The 15,395-nt window shown below is 63.2% G+C and carries 10 protein-coding genes; 5 read left to right on the top strand and 5 right to left on the bottom strand.

What is annotated here, in order from left to right; translation table 11 throughout:
• Position 1 precedes the first annotated feature (1 nt).
• The 3 genes from HHL25_RS17740 to purU all read right to left on the bottom strand — a co-directional run bounded on the left by HHL25_RS17740 (position 2) and on the right by purU (position 4,506).
• Positions 2–406 (bottom strand): DUF3307 domain-containing protein, encoded by a 405-nt coding sequence (locus HHL25_RS17740; protein WP_169594123.1) that lies wholly within the window; start codon positions 404–406, stop codon positions 2–4.
• Between the two features lie 176 nt (positions 407–582).
• The gene (locus tag HHL25_RS17735; RefSeq protein ID WP_169594121.1) at positions 583–3,510 is read right to left on the bottom strand and encodes an aminotransferase; all 2,928 of its coding nucleotides are present in this window, start codon (positions 3,508–3,510) and stop codon (positions 583–585) included.
• Positions 3,511–3,621: 111 nt separating this feature from the next.
• Positions 3,622–4,506, bottom strand: coding sequence for a formyltetrahydrofolate deformylase (gene purU, locus HHL25_RS17730; protein ID WP_169594119.1), 885 nt, complete (start codon positions 4,504–4,506; stop codon positions 3,622–3,624).
• 362 nt (positions 4,507–4,868) lie between these two features.
• Between purU and HHL25_RS17725 the strand changes: the two genes are divergently transcribed.
• From HHL25_RS17725 to HHL25_RS17705, 5 genes are all read left to right on the top strand, one after another.
• On the top strand, positions 4,869–5,945 hold the full coding sequence (locus HHL25_RS17725) for a glycoside hydrolase family 5 protein (RefSeq protein WP_169594117.1): 1,077 nt from the start codon (positions 4,869–4,871) through the stop codon (positions 5,943–5,945).
• A gap of 174 nt (positions 5,946–6,119) precedes the next feature.
• On the top strand, positions 6,120–7,319 hold the full coding sequence (locus HHL25_RS17720; protein ID WP_169594115.1) for a glycosyltransferase family 4 protein: 1,200 nt from the start codon (positions 6,120–6,122) through the stop codon (positions 7,317–7,319).
• Complete coding sequence (locus HHL25_RS17715) at positions 7,316–8,446, top strand: GumK N-terminal domain-containing glycosyltransferase (RefSeq protein WP_169594113.1); 1,131 nt, start codon at positions 7,316–7,318, stop codon at positions 8,444–8,446. Before HHL25_RS17720 ends, HHL25_RS17715 begins: the two co-directional genes overlap by 4 nt.
• Before the next feature lie 131 nt (positions 8,447–8,577).
• Positions 8,578–10,110 (top strand): lipopolysaccharide biosynthesis protein, encoded by a 1,533-nt coding sequence (locus HHL25_RS17710; RefSeq protein ID WP_169594111.1) that lies wholly within the window; start codon positions 8,578–8,580, stop codon positions 10,108–10,110.
• A 25-nt stretch (positions 10,111–10,135) separates the two neighbouring features.
• Positions 10,136–11,926 (top strand): alpha/beta hydrolase, encoded by a 1,791-nt coding sequence (locus HHL25_RS17705; RefSeq protein ID WP_169594109.1) that lies wholly within the window; start codon positions 10,136–10,138, stop codon positions 11,924–11,926.
• A 15-nt stretch (positions 11,927–11,941) separates the two neighbouring features.
• Here HHL25_RS17705 and HHL25_RS17700 read toward each other — a convergent pair whose 3' ends face one another.
• On the bottom strand, positions 11,942–14,416 hold the full coding sequence (locus HHL25_RS17700) for a glycoside hydrolase family 2 protein (protein ID WP_169594107.1): 2,475 nt from the start codon (positions 14,414–14,416) through the stop codon (positions 11,942–11,944).
• Between the two features lie 9 nt (positions 14,417–14,425).
• Positions 14,426–15,394: a DUF1839 family protein gene (locus HHL25_RS17695; RefSeq protein WP_169594105.1), complete on the bottom strand. Its 969-nt coding sequence runs from the start codon at positions 15,392–15,394 to the stop codon at positions 14,426–14,428.
• Position 15,395 lies beyond the last annotated feature (1 nt).

The following is a 15,395-nucleotide window of genomic DNA, read 5'->3' as shown; positions in this document are numbered from 1 at the left end:
GTCACATCGATTTGTTGGCCGCGAGGATCACCGCGAAGCCGAGATGGGTGAGGTGGTGCAGTGTCTGGTCGGTGCCGAACAGCCACCAGTAGCGGGCCTGGGAAGCCTTGAATTCGTAACGCTGCTCTATGATGACCTTTGTCCGGTCAATGGCGAAGTGCACGACGAAATCGACAAGGGCCAGCCAGACCAATCCGGGCGCCAGAATCGACAAGATCAGGCCCGTCAGCGCGGCGTGCAGAGAGACATGAACGGTCAGAGGGGCGAGCCACCCTTCACGCTGTTGCTTTCCCCCGGCGATCCAGCTGGACTGCAGGACGAAATCGGCCAGCAGGTGTTTCATCAGGAACAGCACGATGCCCCATACGATCCAGTGGGTGGAAATCATATCAGGCATGCCGGCCATTGCTTATCCTTCGCGCAGTGATGCTTTCGCGGAGAAGATAGGCACTCTCCGAAGCGGCTGTGAAGGCGGTTTCTGACGCGCTTGGTATTGCAATTTGCGAAGCGTTTACGACTTGCGGCGAGATGACTCGGCAATGTTATCACGAATTAAGCAACTGTCCGAAGCGTTGACGGCACTCACCAGCCGTCGGCAAGCACCTTTTCCAGCATTTCGGCGAAGAAGTCGGCGCTTTCACGCGACAGGCAGAGCGGCGGCTTTATTTTCAAAACGTTAAGATGGTCGCCGGTCGGCTGCATGATGACGCCTAGATCAAGCAGGCGATCGCAGATCCCTGCGGTTTCCTCCGTCGCCGGCTCCAGTGTTTCTCGGTCACGGACGAATTCCAGGCCGAGGTAGAGGCCCATCCCGTGGACCGCCCCGACCAACGGGAAGCGCTGGCCAAGCGCCTCGAGCCGGGATTTCAGATAGTCGCCTGTGTCGCGAGCGTTTTCCTGTAGAGCCTCGTCGCGCATGATGTCGAGCACGGTCATACCCACGACGCAGCTGACGGGGCTCCCCCCTGCGGACGAGAAGAAGTATCCCTCGTTCTCCAGGGCATCGGCGATCTCGCGACTGGTGATCACGGCGCCGAGCGGCTGGCCGTTGCCCATTCCCTTGGCGATGGTGATGATGTCCGGCACGACGCCCTGCTGATCGAAGCCCCAGAAATGATGCCCAAGCCGGCCATAGCCAACCTGCACCTCGTCGGCGATGCAGACGCCGCCGCGGGCGCGGACCATGCCGTAAACCTCGGCGAGATAGCCGGGTGGCAGCGGAATGCCGCCGGCATTGCCGTAGACGCTCTCGCAAATGAAGCCCGCGAGGCCTTCACCCGCCTGCTCGATCTCGTCGAGGGCCTTCGCGACGCTCGCCACATAGTCGGCCGTGGATGCGGGACCACGAAAAGGGCCGCGATAGGTGTTCGGGGCGGTGACCGGATGGACCCAGCCCGGTCGCGTTTCGAGAGCGCGGGGATTGTCGGCGATCGAGGTCGAGACCGCATCGCTCGCCACCGTCCAGCCGTGATATGCTTCAAGCAGGCTGACGATGTTACGGGCACCTGACCTGGCCCAGGCGAGGCGCAAGGCGAGGTCGACCGCTTCCGAACCACTGTTCACGAGAAAGACGGTATCCAGCCCCTCCGGGGCGAGGGAGGCGAGCCGGTCGGAAAACTCCGCGACGGCGGCATAGTGAAAGCGCGAATTGGTGTTGAGCAGCGACCATTGCCGGCCGGCAGCGCGTGCGAGTTTCGGGTGGCCATGGCCGAGAATGGTGACGTTGTTGACCATGTCGAGGTAGGACCGGCCGGTCACATCGAACATGTGCTCCTTCCAGCCGCGCTCGATCTGCGGGGGATCGGCATAGTAGTTCTTCTGCGGCTTGGCGAAACTCTTCCTGCGGCGGGCCAGCAATGCGGCGCTCTGAGGCGGCGGCGCATCCAGATCGGCACCGATCAGGGCCGACGGCGATGGGCAGAGCCAGGACCAGGTCGAGACATGGGCGGGGCGGGCAAAGAGCGGCGGCACCAGGTCGGCGTCGCGGCAGAGCTGCAGCCGCAGTCCCCCGACGGCGCCGCTTTCTCCTGCGACCACGCCGATCGGCTCGCCGGCCTCGACCTCTGCGCCTTGATCCAGCGGGCAGTCCAGGCCGTCGAGGTGCAAGGAGATCGCTTCGGAGGACAGAATGAGGTGGTGCCCATCCTTGACGATCCTGCCTGCGAAAGGCGCGACCGCCGGTGTGGTGGCGGGCAGGCAGATGTCAATGTGCAGCGCGAAGGTCGCAGGCGACCGTTCCGACAGCGTGCGCGTATAGGACAGCCGATATTCGCCATAGGCGGTCGAGGCGACGCCGGTGTCGGCCGCCGCGCGCGCCAGGACTTTCCAGTCGATCTGGGGATCGGACCAGTTGTCCTCCACGAGGTCGCGGCTGGTGACCGAGAGATCGGTGAGGTGGATCGTTTCCGGGTCGATATCCGGGAGCAGGCGGCCGAGCGTGCCGGTATCGAAGGGCGGTGCCTTCTGGCCGACCTGGTCGAGAATTGCCGTCTCCATCAGCGTGAAGGGAACGGAGGTCGCAACCTCGAACATCTCGCGTTCGTGGGCGGCGTTGCCCTTCACGTATTCGTTGTCCGGATCGATCGCGAGTTGCTGTTCCGTGCTTGCGACCAGGATACCGGCGCGCGCGACGATCAGCGGCCAGAGCGCCTTGAGCTCGGCTTCGTTCAACGGATTGCGGCTGTGGAAGGCCCGCACTGCCGGCAGAATGAAGAAGGGGTCGCCATCCGCATGATGCAGGAGGGCCGTGCAGGTGACGGCCAGATCGGCAATGAGCCAGCCGGTGATCACGTCGCCGAAGTCGATGACGCCGTCGGGCATCAACCGGCCCGTTTCATCCGGGCGGGCGACCACGTTGTCGTCCGTGATGTCGTGGTGGATCGCCTGGACCCGCAGCTTGCCGGCAAGGGGCTGGATGCGCTTGACGGCGGCCACCATCGCCTTGGCGATGCGGTCGCGGCGCTCCTGATCGGTCACGGACTTCAGGAGGTGGAGTGCGACCGGGCCGGCCCGGCGGAGGTCCCATTGCAGTTGTCGTTCCAGACCGGGATGGGAAAAATCCTTGAGGCCCTGGGCAACGCGTGCCGTCAGCGCACCGAGTTCGGCGACCACCGACGGGGCAAGATATTTGCGACGGGTCAGCGGCTCGCCTTCGAGATAGGTGAGCAAGCGAACCTGGTAGTCCTCGTCGTTGATGGTCACGAACAGGATGTCTTCACCGCCCGAGGCGAGAACGGGTTGCGGGATGCGCGCCATGTCCGGCTGGGCAGCGAGATGCCGCATGGCGGCGTTCTGTGCAGCCAGCTCGATCGTTGCATATTCGGAACGGCAGATCTTCAGGACGTAACGGGCTTCGCCGGTGTCTATGCGGAAATTGCGGTCCTGCTGACTGCCGAGCTCCTTGATGGTGCCTTCGAGTCCGTAATGTTCCTTCAGGACAACAGCGGCCTGATCTTCCGACACGTCGGGGCGCGGCAACTCCGTGCGTTGGAGGAGAGCGGTGTCGGGCATGGCTGTTCTCCCGGAAGAATCACATAGCCGACATTATCAAAGGTAAATCGCTCGTCCATCCCGAACGCAAATCGGCCCGCCTTGCGGGGCGGGCCGGATATGCGAGACGTGTCAGCCCATGCGCTCGGAAGCGTAGGATCCGGGGCTTGCCGGGAAGACGACGGTGCGGTTGCCGTTGATGAAGTTGCGGTGATGGATATGCGCGTGGATCGCCCGGGCGAGCACCTGTGCCTCGACGTCACGGCCGATCGAGACATAGTCGTCTGCCGACTGGGCATGCGTGATGCGGGCAACATCCTGCTCGATGATCGGGCCTTCGTCGAGATCGGCGGTCACATAGTGCGCAGTGGCGCCGATCAGCTTCACGCCCCGCTCATAGGCCTGCTTGTAGGGGTTAGCGCCCTTGAAGGATGGCAGGAAAGAATGGTGGATGTTGATGATCTTGCCCGACATCTTCTTGCAGAGACTGTCGGAAAGCACCTGCATGTAGCGGGCCAGCACGATGAGCTCGGTGCCCGTCTGTTCGACAAGGTCCAACAGCTGTGCTTCGGCCTGTGGCTTGTTTTCCTTTGTCACCTTGATGTGGTGGAAGGGGATGTCGTGGTTCACGACGACCTTCTGGTAGTCGAAGTGGTTGGAGACGACGCCGACGATCTCGATCGGCAGCGCGCCGATCTTCCAGCGGTAGAGAAGATCGTTCAGGCAGTGGCCGAAGCGCGACACCATCAGCAGGACCTTCATGCGATGTGCGGAATCGTGGATCTCGCTGACCATGCCGAACTTGTCGGCGATCGGCTTGAAACCCTCCACCAGCTTGTCGAGGCTTACGCCGCCCTGCGAAATGAAGCTGACGCGCATGAAGAACTTGCCGGTGTCGAGGTCGTCGAACTGCGACGAGTCGACGATGTTGCAGCCTTGCTCGGCCAGATAACCCGATATGGCAGCGACAATGCCACGGGTGGATTTGCACGATACCGTCAGTACATAGCTCGTCATGTGATCAACCTTTTCCTCGCCTTTGGATGAACGCCGCTGTCTCTACCGCAATCGCACGATGCGGCAAAGGCCGCTCCGCTCGATTTTGGAATTTACATTCCGTTATTCGAATAAAAATTCCGTACTCTCGATTGTCAAGTGTCGAGGCCGGTTCCTATTCGCGACGGCGATGCCTAGCGTTCCATCCGTCGTTCCCGAACTTAGGGGAGAGTACGGAAAATTCCGTTCCTATTGCGCCTTTCTAAAGCGTATCCCCGTCGTCCGGAATGAGGGCAGGACGAGCAGTCGACGGAAAGCGTTTCGACATTGACCGGAGGACTGCGAAATCTCTAACTAGTCGCGAACCAAACCGGATAGAAGACATGGTCGCCGCCCATTTCCCCGACCGCTTCCAGCGAGGCTTTGCGAAGCGCCTGGTTGCCCTGGGTCTGGTCGCAACGCTCCTCGCAGGCCAAGCTGGGGCGGGGCAGGCCTGCCTGCGCGGCATCAATCTTTCCGGAGCGGAGTTCGGCGAGGCGGGCGGCTTGCTCGGCAAGGACTACACCTATCCGGGACAGCAGACGGTCGACTACTTCGCGGCAAAGGGGTTCAATTCGGTTCGGCTGCCGTTTCTCTGGGAGCGTCTGCAACCGGAACTGGGCGGCGCCCTCGATCCAGCCGAGCTTGGTCGCCTGAAGGAGAGCGTGGCGCGGCTGCGCGCGGCTGGACTGGATGTCGTTCTCGATCCACACAATTATGCCCGCTATCGGGGACATGTCGTTGGTTCGACCGACGTCTCGAACGCGGCGTTTGCCGATTTCTGGGGGCGGCTTGCCGGCGAGTTTGCCGATCAGGCCGGCGTGGTGTTCGGCTTGATGAATGAACCTTACGAAATGCCGGCCGAACAGTGGCTCGAGGCCGCCAATGCGGCACTCGCCCGCATCCGGACCGCGAATGCCGACAATCTCGTGCTGGTGCCCGGTACCGCCTGGAGTGGCGCCCACAGCTGGGAGGGTGGCGGTTACGGAACGCCGAACGCCAGGGTCATGCTCGGCGTCGTCGATCCCGGCGACAACTACGCCTATGAGGTTCATCAGTATTTCGATGACGACTTTTCCGGCACGAGGGGCAACTGCAGCCGCGCGGCGGATGCCGTGGCAGCGGTCGAGAATTTCACCCGCTGGCTGAAGGCCAACGGCAAACGCGGATATCTGGGCGAATTCGGCGTGCCCGCCGGCGAAGTCTGCGTATCGGCGCTTTCGGACATGGTGACGCTGGTTGAGCGCGAGAATGCGCTCTGGATCGGCTGGTCCTATTGGGTCGCCGGCGATTGGTGGCCAGCAAGCGAGGAACTCAACATCCAGCCCACCGCGGAAGGCGACCGGCCGCAACTCAAGGGTCTGAGCGCTGCGCTCAAGACACCTGCCGTGGCTGCTTGTCCTGCCTTGGATCGACGATAGGCGCGCGCCCGCCGATCCGCGTCAAAGTCCTTCTCCAAGTCCCATTAACCCTGCCGCGCCATTTCGATCGCAGCCGGCTCGCGACATACGTGATCTTAAGAGTTTTCCGTGCTCTATGTGCCCCGACCGAAGGTGAGTATTCCTGCGTCGATGAGCGACGCCGACAGGTGAAGAATGACACGGATCCATCCGTCGAACGACATTGCCGGAAAAGGGGCAGTCGCAGCTCCACTCATCGTTCAGGTCGTACGCCAGTACGCGCCCGGGCGGGGCGGGCTGGAAGACGTGGTCGCCAATCTCAGCCGGCTCCTGCGGGATCGCGGCTTTCGCGTCCGGGTCGTCACTCTCGACAGTCTTTTCACGGCTCGTGATCGCCGGCTTCCGGATGCGGAAACCATCGACGGCGTCGAGGTCGTGCGCATTCCGTGGAAGGGCTCGAGCCGCTATCCGATTGCTCCCTCGGTATTCCGTCACATCGCCGATGCCGATCTCGTGCATGTCCATGGCATCGACTTCTTCTTCGACGCGCTCGCCTGGACCCGTCTTCTGCACGGCAAGCCCATGGTAGCGACGACGCATGGCGGCTTCTTCCACACGCCGAAATATGCTGCCATCAAGAAATTGTGGTTCCGTACGGTGACGCGCCTGTCGTCGCTCGCCTATCGATCGCTGCTTTGCTGCAGCCAGTCTGACATGGCCCTTTTTTCCCGTATCGCATCCGACCGAGCCGTGCTCGTCGAGAATGGCGTCGATACGGTCAAGTTTGCAGGCCTCTCGTCTGCAACTGCCACGCGCCGCATCGTCACCATCGGCCGATTTTCGGTCAACAAGCGCCTTGATCGCCTGTTTGACGCCATGGCGGTGCTGACGAGGCGTTCCGAAGACTGGCATCTCGATGTCGTCGGATCGCCGTCGGACCACAGTGCGGCCGACCTTTCCGCGGAGATCGCCCGGCGCGGGCTTTCCGATCATGTGACGTTGCATGTGGGCGTCGACAACGAAGCGGTGAAGCGCCTGATCGGCGGCGCATCCCTGTTCGCATCCGCGTCCGAGTATGAGGGCTTCGGCCTGGTCGCCGTGGAGGCGATGAGTGCCGGCCTCGTTCCGGTCCTGCATGCCAACGAGGCCTATCAGGTCCTTGCCCGTCAGCATCCGGGTGTCTTCCTCGCCGACTTCGCCCAGCCTGAGCAAAGCGCCCGGCAGATCGAAAAGGCTTTCGATCTGCTTTCCGGAGACGCGGCAGCGAAGCGCTCGGAGATGATGGCGGCATCGGCCGTGCATGCATGGGATGCCGTCGCCGATCGCTACATCGACATCTACAAGCAGGCTCTGGGTCCGGCTGCGATCGGACACCTCCGGAGCCTCGCTGCATGACGGTCAATGGGGCGAAACGTCGGGTTCTGATCGTCACGGGCCACCACTTTGCTGACGCGCCGCGAAAGGTGGATCTGCATTTCATGGCGGATGCCCTGCGTGCCGGCGGAGATCATGTGGATTTCCTCGTGTGCCGTTTGAGCCCCTTCAGCCGTTTCCTGAAGGACGGACGGTTCGCCTACGCGCGCGAACGCGGTTTCAACCGTTGGCGCAAGGTCGACGAGCACCTGGAGGAGTTCCTCTGGAACGCGCCCTTCCATCCGATGAACCTGAAGTTTTCGCTTCTGAATCGGCTTTCGACCCCACTCTTCAATCTCTATGCCCGGTTCCTGCCGAAAGCGGTCATGGACCGCCTGCCGGGCTATACCCACATCCTGATCGAGAGCGGACCGCCTCCGCTTCTGACCCACCGCATCCGGAAGGCCGCGCCCGACGCGCGGATCATCTATCATGCGGCCGACCGGCTCCACACAATCCACGTCCATCCCTGCATCGAAGCGGCGCTTTCCGACAACATCGGCGACTACGACCTCGTGCACATCATGGCGGAGGCCATGCGCGCCGACTTTGCGCCGAATGTCCCGGTCTTCTACCTGCAGCACGGGATCGCCAAGGACGTGTTCGACCGTTCTGAGACGAATCCCTATCCGCAGGCCCGCAACGCCGTCAGCGTCGGTGACATGCTGTTCGACGGACAGGCCATCGATACGCTGGCGGTCGCCTTTCCGGATTGGACTTTCCACCTTTTCGGCAAGAATGCCGTGCCGGTCGTCGCCCGAGCGAATATCTTGCGCCATGGCGAGGTCGCGTTCGAGGCCATCGTGCCGATGATCAAATATGCGGAGGTCGGTCTTGCCCCCTATCGCCGCAGCGAGGTGGCCGACTATCTCAGCCAGTCCAGCCTCAAGATGATCCAGTACAGCTATTGCCGCCTGCCGATCGTCGCGCCCCGGTTCGCTGCGGCCGGCCGTGATCATGTCTGCGCCTATGAGCCGGACGATGCGCAATCGCTGGTCGACGCGTTCAACAAGGCCTTGTCCTACGACCGGGAGAGCATAGACACCGCGTCGATCCGCAACTGGCGGGAAGCGGTTCAGGTGCTGTTCGATCACAAGGACGTCGCGTGAGCCCCGAGTGTCCGGCCGTCAAGGCATTTGCCGCGCGCCGGCATGAAGCCTTAAGGCTTTTTCACTAGAAAAAGAGATCGACGACCGACCTTCCGTGGTCAGTATCGAACGGATCCGGCAGAGAAGAACTGATGGCCAAGACAATCGTTGCGAATTCGGCGCTGAACGCCGCGGCAGGCCTCGCCGTCCTGCTGGTCGGCTTCGTCTGCTCGATCGTGACTGCGCGTCTGCTTGGACCCGAAGCGAACGGAATGATCGCCTTCTCGCTGTGGCTTGCCGTCACGGCGGCACTGATCTCCGAGCTCGGGACAGGGGTCATCCTTCTCCGGCAGCTACCGCAACTGCGGGTGCAGGGACACGGCGAAGCGGCCTTGCGGGGTTTCTCTGCCTATCTCCTGCGTCCCGTCATCCTCGCGACGGTCGCGATCACCATCCTCTTCTTCGTCGCCTTCTGGGTGGCCGAGCATGAGCACTGGGCCGATAGTGCCCCGGCCGTGGTGCTCCTGACGGGTGCCCTCATCTTCGTACAGTCGATCGGTTCATTCACCAAGAACGTGATGCTCGGAGAGCAGAATGTCGGGGCGTTCCTGCGCATTTCCGTGATTGCCGGGGCACTGCAGTTCTGCGCCGTGCTTGCGGGAGCCGTGACCTACGGAGTGCCCGGGGCATTGTGCGGCTACATCTTCGGTTTCCTGCCGCAGTTCCTCTACTCGCTTGGGATCCTGCGCCATCGCGCCGACCCGTGCGGCATCGCGCCAAGCTATCTGGTCAACTCGTCGCTGATCATCTCTGCGCAATACATCGTCGATTCGATCTTCCTCAACCGCGTCGAACTGTTCTTCATCGAGCGGCACCACGGCGTCGAGATGGTGGGCTATTATGCGGCGGCCCTGTCGCTTGCCAATCTTGCCATGCAGCTGCCCATCCAGCTGACGGGCAGCCTCGTGCCGTATTATTCCGAAAAGCTCAAACTGCATGACACGGACCGGCTGCCGGTGGCCGTCTTCGAAAGCGTCGTCAGGAGCATCGCCTATATCACCATGCCGCTCAGCTTCGGGCTGGCCGCGATCGCGCCTGCCCTGGTGACACTGGTCTTCGGCCAGGCGTTTGAACCCAGTGGCCCGATCCTCGCTATCCTTGCGCTGGTGACCCCGGTCTTCGTGTTCAGCATGATCTGCACCCAGTATCTGTTCTCGCTCGATCGCATCCGGGATCGCCTGAACATCGGGATCGTCGGGGCCGTCATCATGGTGGGCGGGGCAATCCTGTTCGTGCCGACATTTGCCGGCGAGGGCGCGGCGGCGGTTCGTCTGGTCGTGTTCCTGATCATGGCCCTGCTCATGTTGCGCAAGATAGAATTCGAAGGCTCGCTGCTGCCGATGTTCCTGACGGTCGGCAAGATTTCGGTTGCCGCTGCGGCCTGTGGCGCGTCTGCCTATGGTGTCCTGGGTCTCGTCGGAGGACTGGTGGGTCTCGCCGCGGCGATCATGACGGGCGCGCTCGTCTATCTGTTGGCGCTGCGCCTGCTGGCTGCTGTACCGGTCGAGGACCAGAAGGCGATCGAGATGCTGGCGGGGCGCTTGCCGGGCCCCGCGACAGCGATCGCCGATCGCATGCTCGGCTTTCTGTTCGCCAGGCCGGTCAGAAGCGAAGGGGACAGCTGACGCGCGCGCGTGCTGGGGGATTGGCATGGAAGCACAACAGATCAAGCTTGAAGGTGTGACGGCAAGCGTCTCGGCCGCCTGTCCCGTGACGTTCAGCGGTACGGTCGGGCTCTTTACGCCGGCCCAAGGCACGGCATCGGCTTTGGGTGTTCTCTTCGTCAGCCCTTGGGGGCTGGAAGAGATGTGCCTGCGCAAGTTCTGGCGCGTCGTGGCCGAAGGACTGGCGTTGCAAGGTATTGCCAGCCTTCGCTTCGACTATCCCGGTACGGGCGATGCGCTCGATGGTTCTGATCACTCGGCAGGACTTGGGCTCTGGGAGGCGAGCGTGGTCGCTGCCGCTGATATGCTCAGGGAAATGTCGGGTTGCCGCCATCTGATCGTGATTTCCCAGGGGCTCGGTGCGGCACTCGCGGCAAAGATTTCCGGAAGCCTCGGCGACGTGGCCGGCATGGCACTGCTCGCACCGGTGACGTCCGGCCGGGCGTTCCTGCGCGAGATGCAGATCTGGTCGCGGATGGTCGATGAAGGGCTCGGCGTTCCCGAGGCGTTTCGGCAACGCGAGGGGGTATCGATCGCGGGACTCTCTATGCCGGATGCGATTGCTGCGGATGTTCGCAAGCTCGCGGTGGGCCAGCTCTCGTCGATGCAGTTTTCCCGCGCATTCGTGTGCAAGCGTGCGGACCGTCCGGCCGATGCGGAGCTTGCCGGTCATCTCGAAACGCTCGGCATCGATGTGCAGGTGGCGGATTATGCCGGCTATGACGATTTCATTTCCAATCCCGCCACTTCTATACTGCCGGAGGGCGTTCGCCTGCGCCTGCTGGAATGGGTAACGGGCGTTGCCGCCGCATTCCCGACCTTGCCGTCGACTCCGTCGCCCCGGTCGGCCGAGGCGCCCGCCCTTCTCGGTGACGGGTTTCGCGAGACGCCTGCGCGGTTCGGAGAGCATGGCCGTCTTTATGGCGTCCTCTGTGAGCCGCAAGGACCACGCACGGGGGCGACGGTGGTCATTCTCGGTACGGCCTATGATCGTCATGCCGGATGGGGGCGCTCCGGGGTCGACATGGCGCGCGAGCTTGCGCGTGCCGGAATTGCCAGTTTGCGCTTCGACGGTGCCAATATCGGCGACAGCCCGGCCGTTGCTGGGCAGCCGATGCAGGTGCTATATCAGGATTGCCAGGTTGCCGACGTGCAGGCCGCGCTCGATTTCCTCGCCAAGCGCGACCTTGGTCCGATGGTGGTGGCGGGGCGCTGTAGCGGCGCCTACCTGGCGTTCCGCAGCGCCGTTGCAGATCAACGACTTTCCGCAGCGGTGGTCGTCAATCCCTTCGTCTTCTACTGGAACCCGGCCGTCGATATCGATGGCGCGTTGCGCTACGTGCCGCGGTCGCTCGACGACTACCGTGAACGCCTGTTCCAGTTCGAGACCTTCCGGCGACTTTTCTCCGGGCGGGTCGATGCAAGGCGGGCGCTCGGCAATATCGGCCGGGCCATCGTTCGACGGCTGTCGCAGTTTGCCCGGCCGCTGATCCGGATGCTGCAAGGCCAGCGCGGCGTGCAGGCGGAGGTGCGCAGGTCGTTCCACACGCTCGCCGAACGGAAGACGGAACTGGTCGTGCTCTACAGCGAGAACGATGTCGGCTTCGAGCATTTCGTCGACCATTTCGGCCGCACCGGGCGCGGCCTTCGCCGGTATCCCAATGCGCATATGTCCGTGGTTCCGGGGGCCGATCACAACTTCACGCCCGCGCCCGCCCGGCGTGTCTATACGGACACCGTCATCGATCTCGCCCGACGCTTTCCGCCCGGCACCTGATCCTGGGCGCTTCCCTCAGAACGAAATACGACGCTTCGAGCCGAGTTGCGTGACCGTACCTGTCGGTTTCCGGTCGTGCGCTCCTGCACCACCCGGACGCAGTTCGATGCGTCGCGGGTGACCGGGCAGGAGATGAAACCAGTCATCTTCCGGGCGATAACCTTCCACGTCGATATGGACCGACTGGGCGAAACAGGGCGTGGACAGAAGAAGGTTCCAGGCACCGTCTTTCTGTTCGACGGCGGCCTCGATTGCAGCGTCATGCATGGCTTCGGCACGACCGAGAGGGAAGTGGCAGGCCTCGGCAATGATCTGTCCGTGGTCTGGCGCGATCAGGCGGGCGACGGTCACGTCGTGCGAAGGAGGGCCGAAGCGGAAGGCATAGGTGGTGTCGAAGAAGGCGCCGAAGAGATCGGTAGCGGCAAGCCGCAGCGAAGACCTGCCCTCGATGGTGAGGGACCGGCGGCCGCTGACCACGGGCTGGCTGCCGTCCCGCAGGCAGGCAAGCTCGATCTCGCAGGCGAGATCCGATGCGGTTTCGTTCAGGATGTGCAGGTCGAGCCCGTTGGTTCCTTCATCGAGCAGATTGATCTGTACCGGTCGAAAGGCGCGCTTGAGTGCATACCAAACGGGCTTCGGTTCTCCGGTGGAGTCGATCAGTCCCCAGCCCGGGCCGGGTTGCAGGTCCTGAAGCGTCCAGGCGAGGGCTCCGCCGCATTTGGAAGCTTCGCGTCGCCATTCGGCATAGGTCTCCGCCATCACCTCGCCGGTCACCGCTCGTGAGAGATCCAGGTAGCGCGTCGGGTCTTCGCGCCGCAGCCGGGCCGGGTCGAGCTTGTAGAGGTCGGCCAGATAGTGGTCTCGCACATCCTCGAAGTCCCAGGAGGCGCCGCGGTCGCGCGGCACGCGCTCTTTCCAGCGAGGATCATGGACCGGTGCCACGGGCAGATGCGTATCCAGCGTCGACTGCTGCGGGACATGGGCGAAGGCGAGGCATTCGGCGGCGAAGCGGACATCGGCGCGGCGCGCATCGTCGAGCGGCCGGCAATAGGCGCCGACGCCGTAATAGTGGGTGACGCCTTCGTTCGGCGAAAACGGCATGGCCCCGCCTGAGGGAGAATTCGCGACATAGGCGACATCGGGGCGCAAGGAACGTGCGAGGGCCGGCAGTGTCTCTTCGTAGAACGCGGTCCTCCAGATCCGCTCGGGCAGGCCGAGCATGGCTGCCTGCTGATAGACTTCGCTGCCGCCGCAGAGGACCGTCAACGACGGCGAACCTTGCAGGGAGGCGAGAAGCTGCCCGATCTCCCGTTCGACATGGACGGCGAAAGCGTCGTCACCGGTGGGATAGTCGAAATTGGCGAACATGAAGTCCTGCCAGGCCATGAGCCCCAACTGGTCGCAGAGGCGGAAGAAGTCCGCGCTTTCGTAGGTCATCGTGCCACCGACCCGGATCATGTTCATGCCGGCCTCTGCCGCAAGCGTCAGCCAGGGGGCATAGTCTTCGGCAGAGCCGGGCAGCTGGAGGATATCGGCATTGGTCCAGACCGCCCCCCGGCAAAAAATCGGCTGGCCGTTGATCACGATCCTGAAGCCGCGGCCGTCAGAGCCCCGGTCAATCTCGACGCGGCGGAAACCGACGAGGCCCAGGGAATGCGCCCGTCCGTCTATCGTCAGTCGCACGTCATGGAGTTTCGGTTTGCCATGGGTGCGGGGCCACCAGGGTTCGACGGCCGGGATCGAGAGTTCGGCATGCCAGCGGCCGTCCTCGCCCTTGCGCATCAGCGCGTCCTTGCCGGCGCAGGAAATGTTGAGCTCAGAGGCTTCGCCGTCGAGGTCAAAGGAGACCAGAAGGCGCCCGCTGTGGTCGGGCTCAAGGTTGGCCTGCAGGATCAGATCGATGACGGCGTGAGTGTTCCGGCGAATGAGGCTGACGGGCCGGTAGGGGCCGACGGGATGGATTTCCGGGCACCAGCCAGGCATGTGGCCGAGCGGTGTCGTGCGGATCAGTCTCAGCCCCTGATGGTCCATCATCTGGGGGCGCCAGCGTGCACGCGGGCCGCGTTTGTCGAGATGGGGAAGCAGGGCGCGGAAGCAGATGGCGATTTCGTCTTTGCCGGTGAGAGTCAGCGCAAGGTCGTGTGCCTCGAACATGCTTTCGCTTTGGAGGCGCAGTTCGCCGTTGATGTAGACCTCGGCAATGGTCGCAAGGCCGGCAAGGCGCAGGATTGCCGGGCCTTCCTTCTCGCCGTCGAGCGAGCGGAAGTACCAGGCGTCCTTGTCATGCAGCGGATGCGGTTTTTGCGGGTCAAACAGCCCGGCAGCCGCCAAGGCGGACGCGGCGGTGCCGGGAACAGGTGCGGGAATGCGGGCTGCGGGCCGATGGATCTCGTCCGGTCCCTGATAGCGTCCGGCCCCGGTGACGAGCACTGTCCAGCCGCTCTCCAGCGGGCGTTCGTCCGCGGCGAGATAAGTGGTCATGCCTGTCATCGTGCCTCCTCAGGCGAGCGATTCGCCAAGTGCTCCGATGAGCTTGTCCCAAGCCTCGGCGGCGGGGTCGAGGGCCGATCGCAAGGGATCGAACTTTTTCCGCGTGACGGCCCGGGCGAGTTGGAACTGTACCGTCTTTGCCGTCTCCGAAATCTTCAGAGCCTGAATGCTGGCCTCCTCGAACTGCTGCGGTGCGAGCCAGGTGAGATGGCTTGCCAGCAATTCGAAATTGGCGCCGAACTGCCGAAGCGTGTTGAAGGCATATTTGTGGAAGAAGCCGAAGGGGCGTTCCGCGATCGCCTCGACCTGATCCGGAAAGACGCTTGCAAAGGCGGCGATGGGATTGGCATCCGGCCTGCGGGCGAAGTGACGACCGAGCAACCGCTTAGCAGCGGTGCGCTGATGCGCCGCCGTGTGCGGGGTGCCCGGGAACTTGGCGAATTCGGTATAGGGCAGGAAGGGCAGGGCGCCTTCGGGCAGATGGTGCTGGAACAGACCGTCGAAATCCTCGCCGTCGACCCGGAAGAAGCCGCCATTGTGGAAATAGTCCATGGTGCGGCCGGCCAGATCAAGACGATTGACGGCAACCGTCGTCTTGCCGTGCTCCTGGCGGTAGCCGACGCCCCGGGTGTCCGGCATGAAGAAGCTGTCCATTTCCACGAGGCACAGCCTGCCGCGGTTCACCTGCTCGGCGACATGGGACTCGACCGTGTCGTAGATCGCAAGTTCGGTCACCTTGATGCCGTAGAGGTCTTCGAGATCCTCCAGAGGAACCTTGAAGAAGGTGAACTGGTCGCCCTCGAAATCCTGGGTCAGGGTGAAGCCGAGCATGGCCTCCGGCGCGACGCCGAGGCTTGCGAGAACCTCGATCCAGAGGTCGACATAACAGTTCGTCTCCGGCCACATCCGCTCGCTCGCATGCAGGGCATGCGGGACATAGGTGGCCGGATCGAGTCCGGGAAAGACGGCTTTCGTCACC

Origin of the sequence: Rhizobium terricola (assembly GCF_012927355.1) — a bacterium.
Taxonomy (GTDB): domain Bacteria; phylum Pseudomonadota; class Alphaproteobacteria; order Rhizobiales; family Rhizobiaceae; genus Allorhizobium; species Allorhizobium terricola.
This window is presented reverse-complemented; position numbering and strand designations above follow the sequence as displayed.